This window comes from Xanthomonas prunicola (assembly GCF_002846205.1).
GTDB classification, from domain to species: Bacteria; Pseudomonadota; Gammaproteobacteria; order Xanthomonadales; family Xanthomonadaceae; genus Xanthomonas; species Xanthomonas prunicola.
Window position 1 is genome coordinate 537027 of the sequence record NZ_PHKV01000001.1, and the last position, 26729, is coordinate 563755.

At 66.6% G+C, this 26729-nt stretch carries 16 protein-coding genes; 4 read left to right on the forward strand and 12 right to left on the reverse strand.

The window, feature by feature from the left end:
- Nucleotides 1–6: 6 nt before the first annotated feature.
- The 5 genes from XpruCFBP8353_RS02435 to pilG all read right to left on the reverse strand — a co-directional run bounded on the left by XpruCFBP8353_RS02435 (nucleotide 7) and on the right by pilG (nucleotide 10656).
- Nucleotides 7–7155, reverse strand: a complete 7149-nt coding sequence (locus XpruCFBP8353_RS02435; protein ID WP_101361766.1) for an Hpt domain-containing protein — start codon at nucleotides 7153–7155, stop codon at nucleotides 7–9.
- Between the two features lie 113 nt (nucleotides 7156–7268).
- On the reverse strand, nucleotides 7269–9305 hold the full coding sequence (locus tag XpruCFBP8353_RS02440; RefSeq protein WP_101361767.1) for a methyl-accepting chemotaxis protein: 2037 nt from the start codon (nucleotides 9303–9305) through the stop codon (nucleotides 7269–7271).
- Nucleotides 9306–9344: 39 nt separating this feature from the next.
- Nucleotides 9345–9875 carry a chemotaxis protein CheW gene (locus XpruCFBP8353_RS02445; protein WP_003482487.1) on the reverse strand — a complete coding sequence of 177 codons (531 nt, stop codon included), beginning with the start codon at nucleotides 9873–9875 and terminating at the stop codon, nucleotides 9345–9347.
- Nucleotides 9875–10237 carry a response regulator gene (locus XpruCFBP8353_RS02450; RefSeq protein ID WP_005913708.1) on the reverse strand — a complete coding sequence of 121 codons (363 nt, stop codon included), beginning with the start codon at nucleotides 10235–10237 and terminating at the stop codon, nucleotides 9875–9877. Before XpruCFBP8353_RS02450 ends, XpruCFBP8353_RS02445 begins: the two co-directional genes overlap by 1 nt.
- Before the next feature lie 17 nt (nucleotides 10238–10254).
- Entirely contained in the window at nucleotides 10255–10656 is a 402-nt protein-coding gene (pilG, locus tag XpruCFBP8353_RS02455) for a twitching motility response regulator PilG (RefSeq protein WP_005913706.1), read from the reverse strand.
- Between the two features lie 236 nt (nucleotides 10657–10892).
- On the opposite strand from pilG, the gene gshB reads away from it, so the two are divergent.
- Together gshB and XpruCFBP8353_RS02465 are read left to right on the forward strand one after the other, a co-directional pair.
- Entirely contained in the window at nucleotides 10893–11843 is a 951-nt protein-coding gene (gene gshB, locus XpruCFBP8353_RS02460; RefSeq protein ID WP_101361768.1) for a glutathione synthase, read from the forward strand.
- The gene (locus XpruCFBP8353_RS02465; protein ID WP_101361769.1) at nucleotides 11840–12715 is read left to right on the forward strand and encodes a cell envelope integrity protein TolA; all 876 of its coding nucleotides are present in this window, start codon (nucleotides 11840–11842) and stop codon (nucleotides 12713–12715) included. The genes gshB and XpruCFBP8353_RS02465 overlap by 4 nt, the downstream gene beginning before the upstream one ends.
- 85 nt (nucleotides 12716–12800) lie before the next feature.
- On the opposite strand, the gene XpruCFBP8353_RS02470 is transcribed toward XpruCFBP8353_RS02465, so the two are convergent.
- From XpruCFBP8353_RS02470 to mrcB, 5 genes are all read right to left on the reverse strand, one after another.
- The gene (locus XpruCFBP8353_RS02470) at nucleotides 12801–13715 is read right to left on the reverse strand and encodes an ADP-ribosylglycohydrolase family protein (protein WP_101361770.1); all 915 of its coding nucleotides are present in this window, start codon (nucleotides 13713–13715) and stop codon (nucleotides 12801–12803) included.
- Nucleotides 13712–14437 carry a tRNA (adenosine(37)-N6)-threonylcarbamoyltransferase complex dimerization subunit type 1 TsaB gene (gene tsaB, locus XpruCFBP8353_RS02475; protein WP_101361771.1) on the reverse strand — a complete coding sequence of 242 codons (726 nt, stop codon included), beginning with the start codon at nucleotides 14435–14437 and terminating at the stop codon, nucleotides 13712–13714. Before tsaB ends, XpruCFBP8353_RS02470 begins: the two co-directional genes overlap by 4 nt.
- Nucleotides 14438–14450: 13 nt before the next feature.
- Nucleotides 14451–16475 (reverse strand): ATP-dependent DNA helicase, encoded by a 2025-nt coding sequence (locus XpruCFBP8353_RS02480; RefSeq protein ID WP_101361772.1) that lies wholly within the window; start codon nucleotides 16473–16475, stop codon nucleotides 14451–14453.
- 206 nt (nucleotides 16476–16681) lie between these two features.
- Complete coding sequence (locus tag XpruCFBP8353_RS02485) at nucleotides 16682–17206, reverse strand: hypothetical protein (protein WP_101361773.1); 525 nt, start codon at nucleotides 17204–17206, stop codon at nucleotides 16682–16684.
- 13 nt (nucleotides 17207–17219) lie between these two features.
- Nucleotides 17220–19664 (reverse strand): penicillin-binding protein 1B, encoded by a 2445-nt coding sequence (gene mrcB, locus XpruCFBP8353_RS02490; protein WP_101361774.1) that lies wholly within the window; start codon nucleotides 19662–19664, stop codon nucleotides 17220–17222.
- Nucleotides 19665–19904: 240 nt separating this feature from the next.
- Between mrcB and XpruCFBP8353_RS02495 the strand changes: the two genes are divergently transcribed.
- Nucleotides 19905–22007 (forward strand): glycosyltransferase, encoded by a 2103-nt coding sequence (locus XpruCFBP8353_RS02495; RefSeq protein ID WP_101362440.1) that lies wholly within the window; start codon nucleotides 19905–19907, stop codon nucleotides 22005–22007.
- A gap of 312 nt (nucleotides 22008–22319) precedes the next feature.
- Here the strand turns inward: XpruCFBP8353_RS02495 and XpruCFBP8353_RS23290 are convergent, their stop codons facing one another.
- Together XpruCFBP8353_RS23290 and XpruCFBP8353_RS02510 are read right to left on the reverse strand one after the other, a co-directional pair.
- A complete protein-coding gene (locus XpruCFBP8353_RS23290; protein ID WP_101361775.1) occupies nucleotides 22320–23762 on the reverse strand; it encodes a hypothetical protein in 1443 nt (480 codons plus the stop codon).
- A 331-nt stretch (nucleotides 23763–24093) separates the two neighbouring features.
- Entirely contained in the window at nucleotides 24094–26280 is a 2187-nt protein-coding gene (locus XpruCFBP8353_RS02510; protein ID WP_101361777.1) for a RelA/SpoT family protein, read from the reverse strand.
- 288 nt (nucleotides 26281–26568) lie between these two features.
- Between XpruCFBP8353_RS02510 and pqqA the strand changes: the two genes are divergently transcribed.
- On the forward strand, nucleotides 26569–26649 hold the full coding sequence (gene pqqA, locus XpruCFBP8353_RS02515) for a pyrroloquinoline quinone precursor peptide PqqA (RefSeq protein WP_002812057.1): 81 nt from the start codon (nucleotides 26569–26571) through the stop codon (nucleotides 26647–26649).
- Nucleotides 26650–26729 lie beyond the last annotated feature (80 nt).

The following is a 26729-nucleotide window of genomic DNA, read 5'->3' on the forward strand; positions in this document are numbered from 1 at the left end:
GCGCCATTAGTCTCGGACACGGGCGATCCCCAGCAGGTCATACACGTTTCGCATCAGATCCAACTCTTGGTAAGGCTTGCCCAGGTAACGCTGCACGCCGATCTCGAAGGCACGCTGGCGATGCTTCTCGCCACTGCGCGAGGTGATCATCACGATCGGCACCGCCTTGAAGCGTGGGTCGGCACGCATCGCGGTCGCCAGTTCGTAGCCGTCCATGCGCGGCATTTCGATATCCAGCAGCATCAGGTCGGGCACGCGCTCTTCGAGCAGTTCCAGGGCCTCGACACCATCGCGTGCAGTGGAGACGTCAAGGTTGTGGCGTTCCAGCACGCGGCTAGTGACCTTACGCATGGTCAGCGAATCGTCGACCACCATCACCAGCGGCACCTGACGCTGCGCTTCGGTCTGCGTTTCCAGCGTCGGACGCGCCGGCTGGCTGAGGTAACGACGCACCAGCGGAGCGACGTCCAGAATCACCACCACGCGGCCATCGCCGGTAATGGTAGCGCCATAGATACCCGGCACCGAGGCGATCTGCAGGCCCACCGGCTTGACCACGATTTCGCGGTTGCCCAGCACCTGATCGATCGCCACTGCTGCGCGCAGGTCGCCCGCACGCACCAGCAACAACGGCACCTGTGCCTGGCCATCGGCACGCGCGGCGGGCTGGCCGACCAGCGAACCGAGGTCGTGCAGCACGTACTCTTCGCCGGCGTAGTGATATCCACCCTCGCCCGACTCGTAACGGGTACGCGAGATGCGGCCGATACCGCTGACCGAACCCACCGGCACCGCGAACGTGGTGTCGCCGATGCGGACGAACACCGCCTGGGTGACCGCCAGCGTCTGCGGCAGACGCAGGGTGAAGGTGACGCCCTGGCCGCGCACCGAGTGGATGTCCACCGAGCCGCCGAGCTGACGCACTTCGTTGCGCACCACGTCCATGCCCACGCCACGGCCGGCCAACTGGCTGACCTGCTCGGAGGTGCTGAAACCGGAGGCGAAGATCAGGCCATCCAATTCGGCATCGCTGAGCTCCTGGCCGGGCTCGATCAGGCCGCGCTGCTCGCCGCGACGACGGATCGCCTCGCGGTCCAGCCCGGCGCCATCGTCGGCCACTTCCAGCACGATTTCCGAACCTTCGCGGCGCAGACGGATCGCGATGCTGCCTTCTTCCGGCTTGCCGGCGTCGCGTCGTTGCTCGGGTGTTTCCAGCCCGTGCGCCACCGAGTTACGCAGCATGTGTTCCAACGGCGCGACCATGCGATCGAGCACATTGCGATCGAGTTCGCCCTGGGTGCCTTCCAGCAGCAGATGCACTTGCTTGCCGGTGTCGCTGGCGGCCTGACGCACCACACGACGCAGACGCGGCACCAAGCCATCGAACGGCACCATGCGCGCGCGCATCAGGCCGTCCTGCAGTTCGGAGCTGACGCGCGACTGCTGTTGCAGCAAGCCGTCGTACTGCCGCGACAGATCTTCCAGCACGCCCTGCAAACCGCCCAAGTCGGCCGCCGATTCGTTCAGCGCGCGGCTGAGCTGCTGCAGGGTGGAGAAGCGGTCCAGTTCCAGCGGATCGAAGGTGCGATCGCCCTGGTCCTGTTCGCGCTGATACCGCGCCACGATCTGCGCTTCGGTTTCCAGATCCAGACGTCGCAACTGGTCGCGCAGACGGGCGTTGGTGCGATCCAACTCGCCCATGGCACCGCGGAACGCGCCCAACTGCTGTTCCAGGCGCGAGCGGTAGATCGCCACTTCGCCGGCGTGGTTGACCAGACGGTCGAGCAAGTCGGCGCGCACGCGCACCTGCTCCTGCTGCACGCGCGGCAGGAAGTCTTCTTCGGTCTGGCCTTCCATCGGAATCGGTGCGGACAGCGGCGCCGGTTCCACCGACGCCTTGGCGATCGCGCGGACATCGGCGTCGCTGGGCGGGGCGGCATTGCGGCCGCGGGTACGGGTTTCGAAGGCTTCCACCAGATCGGTCGGCATCGCCACGGCGCGATGCATGCCGGTGCGGGTCAACAACTGGTGCAGGCGGTCGAAGCCGCGCTCGAACAGACGCACGTCGTCGCGATCGATGTCGGTACGGTTGGCCGCCACGGCTTCGAGCAGCGATTCGATCGCATGACCGAGGTCGCCGATGGCGTTGATGCCGGCCATGCGCGCACCGCCCTTGAGCGTGTGCAGATCGCGCTGCAGTCCGTTGAGGACATCGCGGTCTTCCGGCACTTCGCGCATGCGGGCGATCAGACCATCGCAATGGTCCAACAGGTCGCGGCCTTCTTCGACAAAGATGTCGACTAGCTCGCCATCGAGTTGATCGAAGTTGAGCGGGCCGGTATCGAATGCCGCACCGGCATCGTTGCTTGCCGTATCGGCAGGCGCGGCCTCTTCCACCGGTGCGCTGAAGGCTGCAACGGTGGTGGTGTCTTCCGGCTCGACGGTACTGTGGTCGGCTGCGTCGTGCTCGCTGGCGGCTACGCGGTCGTCTGCGGAGTCGTCGGTGTGCTCGGTGGCTTGGGTGTGTTCTGCGTGCTCGGCCGCGGCAATCGCATCGACTGCTGCCTGCTCATCGGCGTGCGCAGCGTCATCGGACGTGACGGCCTGCACGTCGTGCAGTTCCGGGGCGGTGTCGGACTGCGGATCGCCCGCTTCTTCGACCTGATCGGCTGCATGCGCCATTTCGAATGCCTGCACCGATTCGAAGGTGTGATCGGGCATGGCGTCGGCGTCGGCCTGCTCTGCTTCGGCATGTTCCGCTTCTGCATGCTCAGGATCGGAGTTGGGTGCCTGGGAATGCTCAGCCTCGGCACGCTCGTGTTCCGTCGCATGTTCGGCTTCGCCTGCATGCTCGTCGGCATGCGCGTCCGTCTGCAGTTGCGCGGTGGATGCGACGTGCTGGTCCGATGGCACCTGTTCGCCTGCATGCTGCTGCGCGTCCGAATCCAACTGCTGATCCGGCGACGCGTGCGCTTCCATGTCTGCGTGCTCGCCCAGCTGAGCGGCCTCTTCGGCGTGCTGCTGGTCGCCCGGATGCGACTGTCCCGCATGCATGCGTGCGGCGTCACTGTGCTGCGTCGCCTCGTCTGCTGGCTGTTCGCCGGAGTGTTCGTGCGCGCCCGCGTGTTCGTGGCCAACCTGATCGGCGACATGGCCCTCCTGATCGGTCGGCACGCTGTCCAGCGCTGCGGTTTCCGGCGTCCAGTCGTCCGCGCCCGTTGTACTGGCGTCTTCAGCCAACGCAGTGTCTGCGTGCACCGACTCCAGTGCTTCGATGCTCTCGACCGCGTCGTCGGTGCTTGCTGCAACCTGATCGTCGTGTGTCGGCGCGTGATGCGCATGCGTGTCCGTGGCCTGCTCGGCATCGGCCGCAGCCAGCGTTTGCGCATCGCCCAAGGCGGCTTCTGCGTCGGCCAGCTCGTCTACCGCAACGGTGTCGGCATGCGTGCTGGTCGCGTCGGCGTCGTGCTCGCTGGAAACGACATCAGCAGCTGCCTCAGCCGGCACCTGCGCAGCGTGCTCGCCCGGCGCGTGATCGTGCGATGTGGCCTGCGCATGTTGCAGCTCGGTCGCATCCCAGGCGTCGGCTTCGACCAGCGGCTCGTCGGCAGGCGTGTCCTGCGCATCCTGCGGTGCGGTCCGGTCTGCGTGTTCGTGCTGCGCGGCATCGCCATGCAGTACATCGGCAAGCTGCTCAGCGTCGGCAACCGGGGCCAGCGCGTCGTCGCTCGCTGCGTGCGCAGTTTCGGCAGACGCGTCGACGTGTTCATGCGAGGCAACGCCACTGGCATCGTCGACTGCGTGCGGTGCAGACGCGTCCAATGCGAGTGCCGGATCGTGCTCGGCTTCTGCCTCGGCCAACGCGTCCACTGCAATCGGTGCGTCGTCCGACAGCGACTGTACGTCTTCGGTGTCTTGCGTCGGTGCGGGCGCGTCGGACGGCAGCGCGCTGGCATCGAGGTACTGCGACAGATCCTGCGCACCGGTCAGTTCGACCGAGGCATCGCTGCCGTCTACCGTATCGCTTGGTGCATCGAGATCGTCCAGCTCGTCCAGGAACACCTGCGGCGGCCACTGCGCTTCCGGCAAGGTGTCCACCAGCGCGCGCAGGCGCTCGGTCAACGGGGCGAACGACGGAATCAACGGCGCATCGTCGCGTAGCGCAGTCACCGTGGTGGCAATCGCGGCAGCGGTGGCGGCAATGGCATCCAGACCATCGGCCGACGGTGTGACCGAGGCGGCCAGCAACCGCTTGACGTAGCTTTCGGCCGGCGTGGTCACCAAGGTGATTTCCGGCACATCGGTCATCGCGAATGCGCCACTCATCGTGTGCACGGCGCGCAACAGTTCTTCGGTCGCCAACTGCGGCTCGGCCTGGCTGGCCTGCAGCCACCCGTTCACCGTATCCAGATGCGTGGCGACCTCCGCTTCGAGGATCTCGCGCAGCACGCTGTCCACCGAGGCCGGCGTTCCACCGCTGGCGGCAACCACGCCTGCTGCTGCCGGAATCGCGACGGCGTCAGCCACCGGTGCCGCGGCTGCGGGCACGTAGTAGACCTCTTCGCCGGCGGCAACGCGCTCGGCAATGGCCTGAATTTCCGGTAGATCGGCGTGGATGCGCCCCTGGTTGCGAAGCGCGGCGTTGAACTGCGGCAGCACGTCGTAGGCCAATTCGACCATCGCCATCACCGCAGGGCTGGCCGGTCGCGAATTATCGAGCACGCGGTTGAGCATGCTCTCGATCTTCCAGCTGAACTCGCCCAGCACGCTGGCACCGACCAAGCGCCCACTGCCCTTGAGGGTGTGGAAGACGCGGCGGATCGGGCGCAGGTGTTCCGGGTTGTTGGGTGCGGCGCGCCACACCGGCAACAGCTGACCCAGGTTGACCAGTTCTTCGTCGAATTCTTCGAGGAAGACGTCACGGATATCGTCGTCGATATCGCTGTCGCCGAAGCCGCCGAAAATGCCGGCGTCGGCGTCGGCGTCGGCAGCGGTCGCGGCCTGAAGATTTTCGCTGGACACGGGTTCGGCCGGTGCCTGCGCGGTTTCAGGGTCGGCTGTGGCTGTCGGCGCGTGCGGGTGCTGCACATCGAACTGCGCGGCCGCTGCATCGAGCTGGGCCAGGAACGCGGTGGATGCGTCGTCCAGTTCGAACTCGCTGACCACCGCCTGTTGCACGCGCGGGGCGGCGGGCTCGGCTGTTGCTTCGGACGGAACCTCGTGCGGCTCTTGCGCGGGCTCGACGAATGGGTCGTCCAGTTCCTGCGGCGGAAGCGGCGGCGGCGAGAACGCATCTTCGATGCTGGTCTGCGCGCGCCGCGTTGCATTCTCGGCAATGAAATCCAACGTCGCGCCGGTCTGCTCGGCATCGCCAGGCAGCGCGATCTGCTCAATCTGCAGCGGCGCTTCCTCGGCAACCATCGGCTCGGCCGCGTGCTCCTGCTCCAGCGCGCTCAAATCCACGGTGTAGCTGACCTGTGCGGGCTCGTTGCCATCCTGCTCGGCCGACACCGGGTCGAACGCAGAGGTGGCGACCGGCGCAACCTGCGCGGTGGTTTCCATCTGCCAGTCGCCGGGCGCTTGCGCGCCGTCGTCGGACAGATCCAGCGGCGCCACGGTGAACGGCACATGCGACTGGCCGGACACGGTTTCTTCAGCGGCCACCGGGTCGAACGAGAACACCGTATCGGTCGCGGCAGCGCCAGTGTCGTGCACCACGCTGGCAGCGAACGGCGTTTCGACCACGGTGTCGTTGGCCCATTCCAGCGACGGCGCGGGCGCGGCATCGTTGGCGGCCTGCGGCGCGGTGGCATGCTGCAACGGCGGGGCGGCGACCGGCTGCAGTTCGACCACGCTGCCTGGTTGGTCGGCACCGATCGGCAAATCGGACGGCTCGCCCGACGGCAGCGGCCAATAACGCAGTGTTTCCAGGCTGTTACGGGTGATGTCCAGAATCTCTTCGCGGCCGGGACGGCGCTCGCGCAGGGCCTCCAGGTAGTACTCCAGGCTGGCCATCGCATCGGCCAGGGTGTCCAGCTGACGGCCGCTGGGCACGCGCTGCTTGCCGATCAATTCCAGATCGACGTAACGACGCACGCCTTCCAGGTAATCGGCCGCCTGCGGCAACTCGAGAATGCGCAACGCACCGCCGACTTCGCCGAGCAGGTGCGGCACATCGGCCAGACGGGCGTGGTCCCAGTTGGTTTCGATGAAGGCGACGAAATGCTCGCGCGCCGCACCGAAGTTGGCGATCGCTTCCTGCGCCAGCACATCGACCGTGCGACGCACTTCCGAGGAGTTGGCACTGTTACTGACTTCGGTGCCATCGCCCGGGTCGGCGCCAAGGCTGGCCACCTGATCGTCCAGCGAGGCATCCACATACAGCAGCGCGCCTGCGATATCCAGCAGCACGCTCTCATCCATCTGGGTTTGGCCATCCACCACGCGCGCCAACGCATCGCGCTGCTGCACGACGACACTGCGCGCCACGCCAAGACCCATCATGCCCAGGGTGTCGGCCACGCTGCCCAGATCCTTGACCTGGGTCTGCAGCTCGGCGATGTCGCCACCGGTGCGCAGATGCAGGTCCAGCGCGTCCTTGACGCGCAGCAATTCTTCCTTGACCGCATTGCCGACGGTGTCGAGCAATTCGCGATTGCGCCCGCTCAAGCTACCGCGCGCGTGATCCAGCTCGGCCTCGGTGGCAACACCGGCCTGCGGGTCGAACGCGAACAGCACGCTCTCGTTGAGACCCGGCTGGCCACGGGTGGCGCGGATCTCATTGAGCAGCGGCAACAACACGATCGGGATGTCGCGGTGACCATTCTGCAAGCGCTCCAGATAATCGGGCAGCAGCACGGTGCCGCGCATCAGCATGGCGCAGGCTTCGTCGCGGTCGGCGACCTCGCCCACCTGCACGGCCTGGGCCAGCAGCTCGAGCTCTTCGGCAACCATGGCCGGCGCATACAACTCGACCATGCGCAGCGTGCCCTGCACCTGGTGCAGGTAGCCGGCGCAGAACCGCATCCGACTGGTGTCGGACGGTTCTTCGGCAAAGTATTCGATCTCGTTGCGCGCCTGGCGCAACGTCTCGTCCAGCTCTGGCTTGACCCAGCCCAGTGCAGCGTGACTCATCGCATCGCGAAGCGCACTCATTGCAGCCCCCTGACTACGACCGACTTGCCGCTAGCGCAGCAACCGGTCACTTCCTGCATCGACGTAACGCTACTACGCGCCATCTGCTGATCCTTTCCCGTTCCGCGTCGTGGTCACGCCGGCAGCTTGAAGTCGGCGACCGAACGGCGCAGATCGGCAGCGAGCTGAGCCAGGTTGCCGATCGATTCGGCCGTCTGCTCCGCACCCTGCGATGTCTGGCTGGTGATCTGACGGATCACGCCCATGGTCTGTGTGATATCCGTCGCCGCGGCCGACTGCTGGTGCGCAGCGATGGAGATGTTCTTAATCAGGTTGTTCAAGGCGTTGGACACGCGCTCGATTTCGGTCAGCGCGGTGCCGGCGTCTTCGGCCAGGCGCGCACCGGACACCACTTCGGAGGTGGTCTGCTCCATCGAGCTGACCGCTTCGTTGGTATCGGCCTGAATGGTCTGCACCAGACCTTCGATGCGTCGGGTCGCACTGGAGGTGCGTTCTGCAAGGCGCTGCACTTCGTCGGCCACCACAGCGAAACCGCGACCGGCTTCGCCGGCCGATGCCGCCTGCACCGCGGCGTTGAGCGCCAGGATGTTGGTCTGCTCGGAAATGTCGTTGATCAGTTCCACGATCGAGCCGATCTCCTGCGAGGATTCGCCCAGCCGCTTGATGCGCTTGGAAGTTTCCTGGATCTGGTCGCGAATCTGGTCCATGCCCTGAATCGTCTCGCGCACCACGCCGGCACCTTCGGCGGCAATGACCACCGAGCGCTGCGCCACTTCGGCCGACTCGGTGGAGTTGCGCGACACCTGTTCGATGCTGGCAGCGATTTCGCTGATGCGCTCGGAAGCAGTGGTGATCTGGTTGGCCTGCTGGCCGGCCGCTTCGGCCAGCTGCATTGCGGTGGCCTGGGTTTCCTGGGTCGACACAGCCACCTTGGCCGAGGTGTCGTTGATGGTCGTCACCAGGTGGCGCAGTTCGTCCACGGCGTAGTTGATGGCGTCCGCGATGGCGCCGGTCATGTCCTCGGTCACCGAGGCCTTCACGGTCAGGTCGCCCTCACCGAGCGAGCTGATTTCGTCCAGCAACCGCATGATCGCCTGCTGGTTGCGGCTGTTGAATTCCACCTGCGACTGGTAGCGCACGTCCTGCTCGCGCGTACGCGCCCGCACCGAGCTCCAGACGAAGCCGATGATGGCCAACAGCGCGAACATGCCGGAAATCACCCCCAGCCAGAAGTTCGGGAACAGCCGCGTGTCGCGCACCGAACCGAACGAGGAGAACGCATCGAACAAGGCCTTGCTGGCATCGAGCATCGTGCCCGAGCCATCGCTCAGCGCATCGGCGGACGACTGCGCGGCGAACAGGTTGCGCGAGCTGGCCAGGATGGCGTCGATGTCCTTCTTCATCGTCGTCCACTGCGCCTGCGACTGCTCCAGCGCCGACAGCGCGGCAGGATTGCGCACCGCAACGATGTCCAGCTCCTGGTTGCCGGCGCGCAGCCCTTCCAGCATCTGGGTGAACACCACCGAGTCGCGCGCCAGCGCATCGCCGGCCGCCGATGCATTGGCCTCGCCGGCACGGATTTCGGTCACCCGGCGCGCCATGGTGCCGGCGACCACGACCTGCTGCAGCGTGTTGTAGATCTGCGCGGCGGGCGCGCCGCTGACCGTCATCGCGCGCACCACTTCGTTCAACTGCGCCTGCAACTGCGGGACGTTGTTGGAGAAGCGGTCGGCGTTGCCGGCCAGGCCGAGCACCGCCGGTTCGCTGGCAATCACCTGCTCGGCGTTCTTGCTCAGCGGCACCCAGACCGACTTGAGCCGGGCCATGGCGCCGGACACCGAGGCTTCCTTGCCGTAGCGGCCATCCAGTTCATTGACCGTGCTGTCGATGCGGCCCTTGGTTTCCTTGAAGGCCTCGAAGGCCTTGGGGTTGCCGGAAATCGCTTCGCGGCCCTGATTGGCCAACTGCTGCGAGAGCACCTGCAGATCGGCCGCGCCGGTACCGGCACCTGCCAGGCGACTGCCCTGCCAGGTGGCGACGCCGGTGTTGGCGCCGAACACGATCATCGACAACACCAGCAGGCCAAGCCAGAAGCTGGTGCTGACGCTGCCGAGCTTGTTGGTCTTGCGGGTGTCCGGGGCAGTACTCATGGTTCGACCTCGATCTGTATGACGTGGCGGGGTCGCGGCTTAGGCCGCGGCCTGCCGGAATTCAGGAGTGCGCGACAGCAACGCCAGGGAAAACACACCCCAGTCCTGCGTCTCGTTGCGGAAGGCACGGTCGATGAAGTGGGCGTAGCGGCCTTGCGCCAACTCGCCGGGTTCCACCGCCTGGACCTGCTCGAAGCTGCGTTGGCCGTACAGCTCATCGATGGTCAGCGCGACGTCGCCGCCGCTCTGACGCATGATCAGCACACGCTGGCCTTCCTGCAGCACCGTGCGACGGCCCTCCAGGAACTGCTTCAGATCGATCACCGGGAATAGATTGCCGCGCAGGTTGCCCACGCCCAGCAGCCAGGGCTGTGCGCCCGGCACCGGGGTGACCGGCGGCATCGGCACGATTTCCGCCACTTCGCGGAAGTCCGAGACCAATCGCCGGGTACCGACGCGATAACCCACGCCGCGCCAGATATCAGCCGAGAACTGGCGTTCCGGCAGCGGCGTGGCGTGCGCAAGACTACGACGCTCGTAGTCCTCGAGAATGTCGAATGGAGAGCGCATCAACGCACCAGTTGTCTGATGCGCGCGATCAGATCGTCTTCGCGCGGCGGCTTGACGATGTAGTCGCTGGCACCTTGTCGCAAACCCCAGGCCCTGTCGGTTTCCATGCCCTTGGTGCTGACCAGCAGCACGGGGATGTCCTTGGTGGCCTGGTCGCGTGCGAGTGCACGCGTTGCCTGGAAGCCGCTCATCCCGGGCAACACCACATCCATCAACACAAGATCGGGCGCCTGGCTGCGAACCAGCTCAAGCCCCTCTTCTGCGTTATCGGTGGCGACGACCGTATGGCCTGCTTTTTCCAGCCATTGACTGAAGACTGCCCTGTCGGTGGGCGAGTCCTCGATCAATATAATTCGAGCCATGTTGCCTTTCCCCCTGGTCAGGCGTGGACGTACGTGCGGATCGCGCTCAGTAGTTCTTCACGGGTGAACGGCTTGGTCAGATATTGCTCGGAACCGACGATGCGGCCGCGTGCCTTGTCGAACAGGCCATCCTTGGACGACAACATGATCACCGGCGTCGATTTGAAGAGCTGGTTGCCCTTGATCAACGCGCACGTCTGGTACCCATCCAGGCGCGGCATCATGATGTCGACAAAAATGATCTGAGGTTGCTGGTCCGCAATTTTGGCCAGTGCCTCGAAACCATCCGTTGCTGTCACTACTTCACAACCTTCCCGCTTCAGCAGCGTTTCGGCGGTGCGGCGAATGGTCTTCGAATCATCGATGACCATCACCTTCAGTCCTGCGAGTTCCCCACCCGCAGCAATGTTTTCACTCATGCAAATATCCCCGGGCGCGCGACGCTTCATCCCTTCCGACGTCGCTACGAAACTGCATGTATATCCCAAGACCCGCATCGACTGTCAAGGGCGCATTGCCGGGGGCCCGCCAGGCGGACGTTCCGACCACGTCTGGGTGCGTGCAGGCCGGCAAGTCGCGCACTGCAACCCGCCGGGCGCGCCATCGCCCATCGCTTGAAGTTACCATCGGCAGCCTGTTCGAAAGGTTTAGCCCCATGTCGCTCGACGTCGTTGTGGTGATGGATCCCATCGCCTCCATCAAGATCGCCAAAGACACCACGTTTGCCATGTTGCTGGAAGCCCAGCGCCGCGGTCACCGTCTGCATTACGTGCGCCCCGGCGGGCTCAGCCTGCGCGAAGGCCGCGCGGTGGCGCAGGTGGCGCCGCTGAGCGTGCGCGAGGACAAGACCGGCTGGTTCACGCTGGGCACCTTCGCCGAGCTGGAATTTGGGACCGGCCAGGTGGTGCTGATGCGCAAGGACCCGCCGGTGGATGCCGAGTTCGTCTACGACACCCAGGTGCTCAGCGCGGCGCAGCGCGCCGGCGCACAGATCGTCAACGACCCGCAGGGCCTGCGCGATTACAACGAGAAACTGGCCGCGCTGCTGTTTCCGCAGTGCTGCCCGCCGACCCTGGTCAGCCGCGATGCCGCCGCGCTCAAGGCGTTCGTGCTGGAGCATGGCCAGGCGGTGCTCAAGCCGCTGGACGGCATGGGCGGGCGCTCGATCTTCCGTAGCGGCACCGGCGACCCCAACCTCAACGTCATCCTGGAAACGCTGACCGACGGCAACCGCAAACTGACCCTGGCGCAGCGCTTCATCCCCGACATCACTGCCGGCGACAAGCGCATCCTGCTGGTGGACGGCGTGCCGGTGGATTACTGCCTGGCGCGCATTCCGCAGGGCGACGAATTCCGCGGCAACCTGGCCGCCGGCGGGCGCGGCGAAGGTCGGCCATTGTCCGAACGCGACCGCTGGATCGCCGCGCAGGTGGGCCCGGAAATGCGCCGTCGCGGCATGCGCTTCGTGGGCCTGGATGTGATCGGCGATTACCTGACCGAGGTCAACGTCACCAGCCCCACCTGCGTGCGCGAGCTGGATGCGCAGTTCGGCCTGAACATCGCCGGGCTGCTGTTCGACGCGATCGAGGCCGGCGCTGCGCAATGAGCACGGCCGCGGCACTGCCGGCACCCATGGACGACGGTCGCCGGCTGATGATGACGCTGGTGATCTCGCTGCTACTGCACGGCATCCTGATCCTGGGCGTGGTGTTTGCGGTCAGCGAGGACGCGCCACTGGTGCCGACGCTGGACGTGATCTTCAGCCAGACCAGCACGCCGCTGACGCCCAAGCAGGCCGATTTCCTGGCCCAGGCCAACCAGCAGGGCGGCGGCAATCACGACACCGCGCAACGCCCGCGCGACAGCCAGCCGGGCGTGGTGCCGCAGGACCGCACCGGGCTGGCGCCACAGGCGCAACGCGCAACCAGCGTGAATGTGCCGGAGCCGACCCAGACCCGCGTGGTGACCAGCCGGCGTGGCGAACAGGCCGTGCCGACACCGCAACCGAACCCGCAGACCGACCCACTCACGCCCGCCGATGCGCAACGCGTGCAGCGCGATGCCGAAATGGCCCGGCTCGCGGCGGAAGTGCATCTGCGCTCTGAGCAGTACGCCAAACGCCCGAACCGCAAGTTCGTCTCTGCCAGTACCCGCGAATATGCATACGCGAACTATCTGCGCGCCTGGGTGGACCGTGCCGAGCGCGTGGGCAATCTGAATTATCCGGACGACGCCCGCCGCCGCCGGCTGGGCGGCAAGGTGGTCATCAGCGTGGGCGTGCGCCGCGACGGCAGCGTGGAGAGCAGCCGCGTCCTGGTCTCCAGCGGGGTTCCGGTGCTCGACGATGCCGCCTTACGCGTGGTGCAACTGGCGCAGCCGTTCCCGCCATTGCCCAAGACCAAGGACGATGTGGACATCCTGCAGGTCACGCGCACCTGGTTGTTCCTGCCCGGCGGCGAACTGCACGACGATCGTTGAGCCGTCGCGCGTCCCGACAAGGACGCGTCTTTCTGCGGCATGCCTTCCCGGCGGACTGCGTTGCCCAGTGCGTTGCGCGCGCCCTTTATGCGGCCTGCGCGGCTGCGTACAGCCGGTCGGCCAGCTCGACGATCGCGTCCGCGTCCTGCACGCGCGCGCGCCAGGCGGGGGGAATCCCGTCGATGCCATGGAATGCCCCGGCCAGCTGACCGCAGATGGCCGCGGTGGTGTCGGCATCGTCGCCCAGGTTGGCCGCACGCAGCACCGCATCGGCGAACGTGTCGGTGGTGGCGAAGCACCAGAGCGCCGCCGACAGCGCATCGACCACATAGCCGGTGCCGCGGATCTGGGCGGCGGGAACTGCCGCATGGTCGCGCACCGATAACGCACGCAGCGCCGATGTCGACAGCCCTTCGCAGCGGGTCTGCAACACCTGCTGGCGCTGGCCACCGAGCAATGCGGCACGCAACTGGAAGGCGAACAGCCGGCAGGCATCCAGCGCTTCGTCGGCAGCATGCGTGGTACGCGAACTGTCGGCGGCGCGCTCGCCCAGCTCGACGGGGCGATGCGCGTAGTACATCGCCACCGGCGCCAGCCGCATCAGCGAGCCATTGCCGGCCGAGCGTGGATCGGTGCTGCCGCTGAAGGCCGGGCCGCCATCCAGATAGCGCTCCAGCGCCTGGCGCACGGTCGCTCCGATATCGAAGCAGGCACCGGTGCTGCTGAGATAACCGTGCTGGTACCAGTTGCTATAGCGGTTCATCTGATCGGCGGCGTCGAACCCCTGCCGATACAACAGGCTATGCGCCAGGCACAAGGCCATCGAGGTGTCGTCGGTCCACTGCCCGGCCCGTAATGCGAACGGGCCGCCACCGCGCATGTCGTCGATCGGCGTGAAGCTGCCCGGTGCGCAAAATTCGAGCGTGGTGCCCAGCGCATCGCCGACCGCCAGACCAAGCAGGCAACCGCGAAACCGGGCGCGCTGCGCAGCGTCGGTCATGGCGTTGCGCCGACCGCCTTTGCGGCGCGGGCAGCCTGTTGCTCGACCAGGGTGAGGGCGACGTTGTCGCGTAGATACGCTGGCTCCACCCGCTCAGGCGCCACGCCTTCGCCACGCAGCAGTGCCGGCACCGCAAGCGTGAGCAGATCGGCGGCACGCGGGAGCGCGGCTGCATCAACGCTGCTCAGGCGTGTCGCAAAGCGTTGCTGCAGCAGTGCGTCGGCAGCCGCCAGACCGGTGCCGACGCCGGCCATGCGAGACACGGCGTTGGTGTCGGGCAGCACGAGCGCGTCCGGTGCGCAGACCACTTCCGGCGCAAGTTCCAGCACCGTGTCGCCACTGCGCGCGAAGATACCTGCATATACCTCGCCCATGCGCGCATCGATGCAGGCCAGCACATGGCTCGCCTCGGCAGGCGCGCGCAAGGCCAGCACCTGCAGCGTGGAAACGGCCAGCACCGGCACATCCAGCGCCAAGGCGATTCCCTGCGCGATGCCGATCGCCAGACGCACGCCGGTGAACGCGCCAGGGCCACGGCCGACCGCAATCGCATCGAGCTGGCGGCGCGTAATCCCTGCGTCGGCCAGCAGTTGTTCGGCCCACGGCAGTGCCAGTTCGGCGTGGCGGCGCGGCGCCAGTTCGAAGCGCTCGATCACGCGACCGTCGACATGCAAGGCGACGGAACAGGCTTCGGTGGAGGTCTCGAATGCGAGGACGTTCATGGCAGGACCGCAGTCAGAAGGAAGAAGATCGGTCGTCGCCGACCGGCAACGCAAGCACGCCATTGTCTCCCACCGCCTCTGCAACGCCAAAAAACGCCTGCACATCGGCAATGGCATGCGTGCGCGCAAATGGCGGCAGCGATTTCATGAAGGTGCGGCCGTAGCTTTTGTTGACCAGCCGCGGGTCGCACAGCACCAGCACGCCACGGTCGGTTTCGCTGCGGATCAGTCGGCCCACGCCCTGCTTGAGCGCGATCACCGCCTGCGGCAACTGCTCGTCGCGGAACGGGTTGCCACCCTCGCGGCGGATCGCATCCAGGCGTGCTTCGAACACCGGGTCGTCGGGTGCGGCAAACGGCAACTTGTCGATCACCACCACGCTCAAGGCATCGCCAACCACGTCGACGCCCTCGCGGAAACTGGCCGAGCCCAGCAGCACGCCGTTGCCGGACTCGCGGAAGCGCTGCAGCAAGGTCGCGCGCGGCGCCTCGCCCTGCACGAACAACGGCCACGGCGCGCCGCGCAAGGCGTCGGCGGCTTCGCGAAGCGCGCGGTGCGAGGCGAACAACAAAAACGCACGGCCATTGGAGGCTTCCAGCACGGGCGTCAGCGCGCCAATCAACGCGGTACCGAACCCGCGTGCGGCCGGATCGGGCAGGTTCGGCGGCAGGTAGCACAAGGCCTGACGCGCCCAGTCGAACGGACTGGGTTGCAGCAACGTCGCCGGGTCGATCAACCCCAGCCGCTGTGCGATGTGATCGAACTCGCCGCCCACCGCCAACGTGGCCGAGGTGAACACCCAGGCCGCATGGGATTTCTCGCGGTGTTCGCGCAATGGGCCGGACACATCCAGCGGCGTGCGCTGGCAGCGGAAGCCGCGCGGGCTGAGCTCGTACCACAGCACGTCGTTGTCGACCGTCTCTTCTGGCGGATCTTGCGCGAAATCGGCCACCGGCAGATCTTCGCCCAACCAGCGCGACAGGCGATTCAACGCCTCTTGCGCACGCGCGGTGCAGCCATCGAAACCGGGCGAGGCCTCACGCAACGGCAGCAGGGATTCGCCCAACCGCGCCAGTGACGACAGCACGGCGTCGAACCCTTCGCGCACCTGCGGCTTGGCCAATGCACGCCATTGCGTGCCACGCGGCGGCAGCCCTTCCATGCCGGCGCGCAGGCTGCGCAAGGCGTCGTCCAGGGCCAGGATCGGCGCCTGCAGGCTGGCTTGCGCGCCGGCAACCAGGCGCGCTTCGACCATGCAATCGCGCGCCAGCTCTTGCCACGGCCGCATGCCGAAACTTTCGCCGAAGAAATTGGCCGCCAGCTCCGGCAATTGATGCGCCTCGTCGATGACGAAGGCCTGCGCGCCCGGCAGGATTTCGCCGAAGCCTTCCTGCTTGAGCGCCAGATCGGCCAGCAGCAGATGGTGGTTGACCACCACCAGATCGGCCGCCTGCGCACGCTGGCGCGCCTGCACCACGAAGCATTCGCTATAGAACGGGCATTCGGTGCCCAGGCAGTTGTCGACGGTGGAGGTCACCATCGGCAGCAGCGGCGAGTCGTCCGGCAAGGCTTCGAGTTCGGCCATGTCGCCGAATTGGGTGCGCCCGCTCCAGGCCACGATGCGCTGGAACTGCGAGACCTGTTCGGGCGTGGCAAAACGCGGCTCGCCGCGCGCCTGCTGGGTGCGGTACTTGCACAGATAGTTGGCGCGCCCCTTCAGCAACGCGCTGCGCAGCCCAACGCCCAGCGCGGCGCGCACGCGCGGCAGATCACGATGGAACAGCTGATCCTGCAGCGCGCGCGTGCCGGTAGAGACGATCGTCTTGAGCCCGGACAGCAGCGCCGGCACCAGATAGGCGTAGGTCTTGCCGGTACCGGTGCCGGCCTCTGCCAACAACACGTCGCGCTGCTCGAATGCCTCGGCAATCGCCCCAGTCAGGCGCAACTGCGCAGCACGCGGCGCGAAGGCGTCGAGCTGACGCGCAAGCGCCCCGCCCTCGCTGAGCGCTTCGATACTGGCAGTGGCAAGTTGGGACATGAGACCGAACGGAAAGCGGACAGGAAGCGCGACAGCCTAGCGCGTGCGCGGTGATGCAGGCCTGGGTGTGCGTGACCGAGTGCGGCCAGGCGCAGGCACGCTGCCTGCAAGTCGTGCCCGACGCCCGCGCCACGCCAGACGCGATGCCGTCAGTCAGCAGTCCGCAGATTGCTGACTGACGGCGCGCACCGCCGGATGTCCGGTCCTCAGTACCGCTTCACGCCCGGCACCGTGCAGCCGGCGATCTGCGCCCTGGCCGAGGCAGCGTTTTCCTTCTCGCCCCGCGCCAGCCGCGACTGCTCGATCGTGGCCCAGTGGCGACGGCACAGCGGGCCGGTCTTGGAACCAAGCTCGATCGCCTGCTTTGCGAAGCGCTCGGCCGCCGGCCAGTCGGCCTGCAGCACGGACACTTCAGCGCGTTCCTGCAGAATTGCCGGGTCGCCCGACACCAGGCCCAGCGCCTGATCTAGCGCCGCAGCGGCGCCGGCCAGATCGCCGGCCTGGCGCTTGCTCTTGGCGGTGTCGCGCAGATCGTCGACCTGCGGGTCGCGCAGCGGCTGCACCGACAGCTCGGTGTCGTCCACGCCGGCTTCGCGTTCGATCAACAACAGGCGCTGGGTCGGGGTGGTCGGGTCCACCGGCGGCGGCGGCGGTGCGGGCGGTGCGCTGACGCAGGCGCCCAGTGCGGCCAAGACGCCGATCAGGGCGAGCAAACGGTGCAGTCGGTTCATGGAGTCACTCCAATCAATGCGCGGGTGGGGCCGTGGCAGGCGCCGGGGCAGGTTGTTCGGGCTTCTTTTCCAGACCGAAGAAACGGCGCCAGCCACCGCCGCTGGATTGTTCGGCAGGTGCGGCCGCTTCGCCGGGCGCAGCTTCGATCGATGGTGCATTGCCGGCACACGGAGCGTAGCCCGGCGTGAAGCCGACCACGAACGGGAACTGGCGCGCACCCGGGCAACCGGGGTCGGTCACGCCGGTACCGCTGGCGTCCACCCACTGCCAATCCAGCCCCTTGCCGCTGACCTTCAACGGCGCGCTCGGCAGGCGAGCGAAGATGCTCGACCACACCCGCATCGCGCCGGTGGCGCCATACAGACCGGTCTCGGCGTTCTGGTCGTTGCCCATCCAGATCACCGCCAGATGGTCGCCGGTGTAGCCGGCATACCAGCTGTCGCGACCGTCGTTGGAGGTACCGGTCTTGCCGGCCGACGACAGGCGACCCAAGCCATCGCCCAGCAGCTGGCGCGCGGTACCGGCGCTGACCACCTGCTGCAAGCCGATGCTGATGAGGTTGGCGGCCACCGAATCGCCTTCCTGCGCCGGAGCCGGGGTCTTGTCGTAGCGTTTGAGCAGCTTGCCTTGCGGGTCGAGCACACCGCGCACCGCATGCAGCGGCTGGATCTCGCCGCCGGCTGCCAGGAATTGATACAGCTGCGCCATGCCATACGGGCTCTGGTCGGTGGTGCCCAGGATCAGCGCGGGATTGGGCTCGGCCTTGATGCCGGCTAACACCTGGATCAACTGTGCGATGCGGTCTGCGCCGACCTGCATGCCCACCCGCACCGTGGCCTGGTTGTAGGAATGCGCCAGCGCATCGATCAGACGCACTGTGCCGTGGCTGCGGTTGTCGGAATTGCCAGGCGACCAGGTCTTGCCGCGGCTGAGCTGCACGGTGACCGGCGAGTCGTCGACCCAACTGGACAACGCCCAGCGGTCCGGCGAGGCCAGCGCCAGCATGTAAACGAACGGCTTGAGCAACGAGCCCACCTGCCGCTGCGCTTCCACCGCGCGATTGAAGCCCGGCTTGGCGACATCACGGCTTCCGACCACGGCCAGCACATCGCCGTTATGCACGTCGGTGAGCACCAGCCCGGCCTGCAGTGGCGGGCGCTTCTTATTGTCCAGCCGCTTGATGGTGCCGGTCACTGCCCCTTCGGCATAGGCCTGCGCAGACGGCGACATACCCGTGAGCACGCTCATACCGGCGCCCTGCAGCACGCCTTCCGGGTAATCGTGCGCCAGCTGGCGCCGCACCAGGTCCACATACGCCGGGAAACGATTGGCTGCGACCAGGCCGGGTTCGGTGGGCACGCCCAACGGCGCAGCCAGCGCACGCTTGTACTCGGCGTCGTTGATCAGGTTGCTTTCGTGCAGCTTGCCGAGCACGAAATTGCGCCGGTCCAGCGCGCGTTCCGGGTTGCGCCGCGGGTCGTAGTACGACGGCCCCTTGACCAACCCGATCAACAAGGCGATCTGCTCGGTGGTCATCGAATTGAGTTCGCGGCCGAACCACAGCTCCGCACCAGACGACACACCGTGGATCGCCTGCCCGCCGCGCTGGCCCAGATACACCTGGTTGAGATAGGCCTCCAGGATGGTGCGCTTGTCGTAACGCGCCTCCATGATCACCGCGTACAGAATCTCGTTGAACTTGCGCGTGAACGTCTGTTCCTTGCCGATGCCGAGCAGGCCACTGCGGGCCAGCTGCTGGGTCAGCGTACTGGCGCCCTGACGGACCTGCCCGCCGGAGCGCGCCATGATCCAGGCCGCACGCACCATGCCGCTCAGATCGATGCCGTGATGGCTGTTGAAGTCGCGATCCTCCACTGCCTGCAGGCCGGTGACCAGCAGCTCGGGCACTTCTTCCATGCGCACCAGGCGGCGCTCTTCCTGCTTCTGCCCGTACAGCGTGGCGATGCGCGCCGGGTCCAGACGTGCGCTTTTGAGCGTCTTGCGGTCGCCGGCGTCGCGCAGCGTGGCCACGCGCCCACCCGCCAGGCTGACGTCGATACGGCGCGCCGGCACACGCCCATCCACATCGATATAGCCGCGGCTGGCGATGGTGAAGCGGCTGCCGTCCTGCTGATAGGTGCCAGGCAGCTTCGCCTGGCCGTCGTCACGGTACGACGCCGCATCCAGCTCGGTCTTCAGCGTGGCCGCATCCAGCGCGGTGCCGGGCACCAGCACCAACGGACGGCCGTACACGCGGGTCGGGATCTGCCAACGCAGCTCGCCAAAGCGCTGGGTGACCTGCTTGTTCAGATACACCGTATAGGGAATCAGGAAACCGAGCGCCAGCGCGAACGCGGCAAATCCCCAGACGATGAGTCTGCGTTGCCAGCGGTAGCGTTGCTCGTTGGTGTCGTCCTCGAAATCGTCGGGAGCGTCGTTGTCGTGGCGTCGGGGCACAGGAATGCGAGAATGTAGAATCCGGCGAGTCTAGCGCAGCGCTGTCATGGCTGTGACCCACCGGGCCCGTCGACCGTTAAGAGCGGCTAACAAAACGACCGATGTCGCTTCGCTGGGCGCGACATGTTCTCGGTCAGCAGCTGGCACGGCTCGTACACTGCGCTGGCAGACGCACCGATTGCCTCGACCCGCACTCTGCTCGCCACGTTTCCTGCCATACCACGCTGGAGTTCCAACGCAATGTCGATGTCTTTGGCCGATGCGCGCTATCTGTTCAATCGCGTCCTTGGCCTGATCCACCGCAGCGTGGCCAGCATGCGCACGCGCGGTTGGCGCGCCACCTGGCAACGTATTCGCGTACACACGCAGGCGCCGCCGGTCGCCCTGGGCACGCCGCTGTGGCTGCCGCAGGCCGCCCCGTTCGCGGCGTTCGCGCTGCCGCACAGCGCGACCCCACGGGTAACGGTGGTGATTCCGGTCTACAACCACATTGCGCACACCTTGGCCTGCCTGCGTGCGCTGGCGGCGCATCCGCCGCTGGTGAGCGTGGAAATCATCGTCGTGGACGACGGCAGCAGCGACGCCACCGCTGAACAATTGCCGCACATTGCGGGTCTGCACTATCACGTGCGTGCGAGCAACGGCGGTTTCATTGCTGCCTGCAATGACGGCATCGCGCTAGCGCGTGGTGATTTCATAGTGCTGCTCAACAACGACACCATTCCGCAGCCCGGCTGGCTGGATCGGTTGATCGACACCTTTGCCCAGCAACCGGCTGCCGGCCTGGTCGGCGCGCAACTGGTGTATCCGGACGGGCGGCTGCAAGAGTCCGGCGGCGTGGTGTTCGGCGATGGCAGCGCCTGGAGTTACGGCCGCTTCGAATCGGCCGACGACCCGCGTTATGCATATGTGCGCGCGATGGACTACTGCTCGGGCGCGGCCATCGCGCTGCCGCGCATGCTGTTGCAGACGCTGGGCGGGCTGGATCGGCGTTATATGCCGGCGTACTACGAAGACACCGACCTGGCGTTTGCAGTCCGCGCAGCGGGTTACCACGTGCTGGTGCAGCCGGCCAGCGTTGTGGTGCACGACGAGGGCACCAGCAACGGCACCGATACGCGTACCGGGGTGAAGGCCTATCAGGTGCGCAATCAAGGCGTCTTCGCCGAAAAATGGCAGCAGCCGCTGAAAACACAATTGCCGGTCGGCACCGTGCCCGGGCCTGCACTGCTGCACCGCAGCCAGCGCCAGGTATTGATCCTGGACGAGTGCGTGCCGCAGCCGGACCGCGATTCCGGCTCGCTGCGGCAGTTCAACCTGATCCGCCTGTTGCGCGACGAAGGCGCGCACGTCGTCTTCGTGCCGACCCGCCGCGAACACGCCGGGCGCCACACGCAAGCATTGCAGCAACTCGGCGTCGAAGTCTGGTATGCACCGTTTCTCGACGGCATCGGCAGCTGGCTGCGCACGCATGGTGCGCGGTTTGCGGTAGTGCTGCTGGTACGCCACCACGTGGCACACGCCTGCCTACCGTTGCTCAAGCAATACGCGCCACAGGCGCGCACCTTGTTCGATACCGTCGACCTGCATTACCTGCGCGAACGTCGCGGTGCCGAGTTGGCCGGCGATGCCAATCTGTTGCGTAGCGCAGAACGCACCCGCCTGCGCGAGTTCGAGATTATGGCGGCCACTGATGTCACCTTGCTGGTGTCGGCCGCAGAACAGTCGCAACTGCGCGCAGATGCGCCACACATTCGGACGGCCCTGCTTTCGAACCTGCATGAAGTCGCCGGCAGCGGCCACAGCTTCGCGCAACGTCGCGACCTGGTTTTCGTCGGCGGCTTTCGTCATCCGCCGAATGTGGATGCGGTGCAGTGGTTCATCAGCGCCATCTTTCCGCAGGTCCGTGCGCAGCTGCCTGATGTGGTGTTTCACTGCATCGGCGCCGACCTGCCCGACGCCTTGAAATTGTTGGCAGACCAATGCCCCGGCGTGCAGTTGCATGGTCACGTCCCGGATCTGGTTCCATTCATGGACAGCGCACGCATCGCGGTGGCACCGCTGCGGTTTGGCGCAGGCGTCAAAGGCAAGATCAATCTGAGCATGGCGCACGGCCAGCCGGTGGTCGGCACCACCTGCGCGGTGGAAGGCATGCACCTGCGCGACGGCGAGGATGTGTGCGTGGCCGACGATGCGGACGCGTTCGCCGTTGCGATCGTGCGGCTGTATCAGGACGCGGCGCTGTGGCAGCGTCTGGCCGACAACGGCTTGCGTAACGTGGCCGAGCATTTCTCGCTGGATGCGGCGCGCAGCGCGGTGCGTGCGTTGTTTATTGCCGAGTGAGCAGGCGGTGACGTGCTGGTGCCTGGGCCGTTTGCGCCGCAATACACGGCGTGATGGGTCATTGATCCGCCTGCGACGCATCGCAAGGCGTCGCAGGTATCCTCATCCGCTCCTTCCGGGCACCTTCTCCCGATAGGAGAAGGATTGCGTGGAGCAGATTGCCCTGCGCCCTTGTCATGGGCTTCACCAACATCTTGCGTGCGCCTGGAGCGCGTTCCTTAGCATCGGGGATGCGAACAACGGGTTTTAGAGCTCGGGGTTTGAACTGCACGTTCGGCAGACCCTAACGTTGGCGACACTGCCAGCCCCCACTCAACGCTGCTCGGCGACAGCCTTGACCCGTCGCGTGAATTCGGCCAGTTCCGGCAGTTCGGGATCCAACTGGTGCGCCTCGTCCTGCGCACGACGGGCAAATGCTGCGTCCTCCTGGCCCAGCCGTTCGCTTCCGACCGCAATCCAGCGTTGTGCAAGGCGGCGCCTCGCGCCGGCCAGGGCGTCGGCATTGGGTGTCAGTGCCTGCCAAGCATCGAGACATCCACGCGCGGCACGCAGGCGGTTATTGCGCAGTTCGTCCTCGAAACAACGCTGGCTGGCCGGCACCACGCGCGCAGCGGCCTGCAGCACGCGCGGATCGCGCGGTGCCAGCGCCTGCGCGGCGCGCACCGCGTCGTAGGCGCTGGCACCAGGCGGGGTCATCCAGTGTTGCTGCGTTTCGGCATCGGCAACGCGCTGCAGCAATGCCCGCAGACGGCGCTCGCGCGTGCCGCGCGACAGGCCCGCGGTTGGGCCGCGCTGGGCATCTCTTGCGCGCGCAATCGCCTGCTCGGCCTGCACAATCGATGGAGCGCCCGGCACCAGCAGCTGCGCCTGACGCAACGATTGCAGCGCATCGTCAAAGCGGAAATCCGCCGCTTGCCGGATAGCCTGTGCGGCATACTCGTCCGTCACCTGATCGAGCCCCCGCTTGGCGATTGCATCGTCTGGCTCGGCCGCCAGGACTGCGTTGAAATCGCGCGCAGCCGGAGCCAGGCGGCCACGGCGCAGCAAGGCCTGCGCACGTTGGCGGCGCTGTTCCAGCACGCGGTGGTACTGGCCTTCAGTCAGCGGCATGTCGACATGCCCGGCGTCGTAACGCTTGGCCGCGGCCAGCAACGCCGACGCCTCACCGAGCGCATCGCGCGCCAATGCGTGGCGTGCCTGCGCCAACAGATCGGTCAGGGCGTCTTCGCGACCTTCCAGGGCGTCGGTGCGATCCGGGGCCAGGGCCAGGATGCGCTGGTACAGCGGCAACGCACTGCCGGGCGTGCCGTCCAGGCGACCTTGCTGCTGGGCCACCGCCGCCTGCGCCAACAAGGCATCCAGCCCGACACGCCGCGCCTGCAGCGCGCGCAGCCGCGCAGCCACCGGGGCGGTCTGCGCCTGCGGCGCTTCCAGGGCAGTTGCCAGCGCCAGCGCGCGTTGCGCTGCGGCGACATCGCCGGCCGCAACCGCAGCGCGTGCCTGCACCACTGCAGCAGCGCCGGTCCGCGCCAGCCCGTCACGGGCTTCGCCACGGTCGCTATCCAACGCAAGCGCGGCGGCGAACAGTTCGCGCGCACCGCTGCCATTGGCAGCGCTGAGCTGGCCGCGCGCCAACGCCGCATCGCCCCGCTGCAGCAATTGCTGGATGCGCGTGTCCGGCCACAGCAGATCGGCCAGCGGCTTGCGCAGCATTACCACGGTCAGCAACAGGCAGGCGCACAGCGCCAGTACCACGCGCCAGAGCGCACGACTGCGCAGTGGCGCCCAGAGGCGGGGCGATCTGGCCCAGCGCGGGAGCAGAGACATGCGGTGGCGTCCATCCTTGGCGCGACCTGACGGGGACGCGTTCACCGCCTTATGGTAGCGGTGTGGGTTGCGAAGACGGTGTGGGCTCTTCGGGATTCGGGATTCGGGATTCGGGATTCGGGATTCGGGATTCGGGAATCGGGAATCGGGAATCGGGAATCGGGAATCGGGAATCGGGAATCGTCAGGCACCCACAGCTCACGTCCCTTGTGTGCGGTTTGTTTCCAGTCGATGGGCGCCAGCAAGATGTTCGGCGCAGTCAGCCCAGCCGCCGCACCTCGCTCACGCCGGGCAGCGCGTCCAACTTGCCAAGCAGGCCGGACAGCTGATCGTAATCGCTCACCTTCAAGCGCAAGCGCAGCTGCGCCCTGCCCGTGTCGCGCACGTTGTCGCTATTGATTTCCAGCACGTGCGCGTCTTCCTGGGCAATCAGATTGGTGATGTCCTTGAGCAACCAGCGGCGGTCCACGGCGCGCACCTGCACATCCACCTCGTAGCCGCTGCCGGCCTTGCCCCATTCCACCGGCAACACGCGTTGCGGGTGGGCGGCGGCCAAGCGCGCCAATGCGGCGCAATCTGTGCGGTGCACGGTGATGCCGCGCCCGCGGGTGAGGTAGCCGGCAATCGGCTCGCCCGCCACCGGTTGGCAACACCGCGCCAGCTGCACCAGCAGGTTGCCCACGCCCTCCACGGTGAATTTGGATTTACCCAGCCCATCGCGACGTGCAGTCGGCCGCGGGGGAGCCGGCACCGCCGGCTGCGAGGCGGCACGTTCGGCTTCCAGCAACGCGCGGCTGACCTGGTTCGGGCCGGTATCGCCCAGTGCCACCTGGATATACAAATCGTCGATGGTGTCGGCGTGGAATTTGCGTGTGGCGACGCTCAGATCTGCATGCTGCAGGCCCAGACGCTTGAGTTCGCGATCGAGCAGATCCTTGCCCGCTTGGACGTTGCGCGCGCGGTCCAGCTTGTGAAACCACGCACGCACCTTGTCGCGCGAACGCCCGCTGGCCAGGAAGCCGTTGGAGGCCAGCAACCAGTCGCGGCGCGGGTCGGCTTCCTTGGCGGTCATGATTTCCACCCGGTCGCCGCTGCGCAGCCGGTAGGTCAGCGGGACGATGCGGTCGTTGACGCGCGCGCCGCGGCAGCGATGCCCCACCATGGTATGCACGTGATAAGCAAAATCCAGCGGCGTAGCGCCGTGCGGCAGATCAATCACCTCGCCCTTGGGGGTCAGCGCATACACGCGGTCTTCGATCAACTCGGCATCCAGCGCGCCAGCCAGTTCGCCGTGCTCGCCTTCCTGTACCTGCTCCAGCAGCTGGCGCATCCACAGGATCTTGCGGTCGAAGGCCTTTTCGCCGCCCTTGCCGCCCTCCTTGTATTTCCAGTGCGCAGCCACGCCCAGTTCGGCCTGGGCGTGCATCTCATGGGTACGGATCTGGATTTCGATCGTGCGCCCTTCCGGGCCGACCACCGCCGTATGCAGCGAGCGATAGTCGTTGGCCTTGGGCCGGGCGATGTAATCGTCGAACTCGCTGGGCACCGGTGCCCACAACGAATGCACCGCCCCCAAGGCGGCGTAGCAGGCCGCCACATCCTCGACCATCACGCGTACCGCGCGGATGTCGTACAACTGATCGAACGACAGCCGCTTCTTCTGCATCTTTCGCCAGATGCTGTAGATGTGTTTGGGCCGCCCGCTCACGTCTGCGCGCAGGCCCTGCTGGGCGAGCGCCGCCGACAAGGTGCGCTTGACCGCTTCCAGATAGCGCTCACGCGCCACGCGGGTTTCGTCCACTTCGCGGGCGATGCGGCGGTAGGTCTCCGGCTCCAGATGCCGGAACGCCAGATCTTCCAGCTCCCACTTCACCTGCCAGATGCCCAACCGGTTGGCCAGCGGCGCATGAATGTCGCGCGTGAGCTGCGCCAGCGCGCGGCGCTGTTCTTCACTGAGACGGTCGGCCACACGCATCCGCGACAGCTGCCGTGCCAGCAGGATCGGCACCACGCGCAGGTCGTGGATGATGGAGAGAAGCAATCGCCGCAACCCTTCGCTGTTGCGTCCAGCCTCGCGCCCGGCGTGCAGCGCCCAGACCTGGTCGGCCGCATCCAGGCCATCCAACAATCCTTCCACTGACACCCGCCGCTCCGCCGGTTGCCACGGCAGGTCGGCAACCGCGCCGCGCAAGGCCGGCAGATCGAACAGCAACGCTGCGATCAACGTGGCCTCGTCGGCCGCCAACAGCGCCAGTGCGTCCAGGGTGTCGCCGAGCAAGGCCCACGGCACGCTATCGGTCTGCGCGGGCGGCAGCTCCTGCCAGGCCCGCGCCAACGCCTCGCGCAATGCCGGCGCAATCGAGGCCACGGCGGGGCGCTGCAGCAAGGCCTGCAGGCGCTCGAATGAGGAACTGGTCACAACAGTGGACACGGCGGCGGGCAACAACAGATGGCTGACGACTACGGTAACGTGCGCGTCACCTTCTCCACAACGCGTGTGAGTCGTGCGATCGGTGTACAGGACGACAGTCGTGCTTATGCCAGGTTCACCCGCCAAGGTCTTGATTCATAACCGCTCGGCCCGGAAAGCGGAATCACGCCGCAAACGAAAATCGGCACCGACGCACCTTTTTACATGCCCTTTACAACTGCGCCAAACCGCCTGCCTATGCTCAGGCCACGTCGCTCGTTGCATCCAGCAACCGGGACGTTTTCCCAACTGCGAGGTAGCCGAATGAAGACCTGGAAGAAGCCTGTCGTTCGTGAAGTCAACTGTGGCGCCGAAATCAACTGCTACGTCTCCGGCGAGTTTTGATCCTGCACCTTCACGCTCACCTTGCCGCCTTTCGTTTGATGCATGACCGGCAGTTGCCGGCAGATTAGGTAACGATTCTC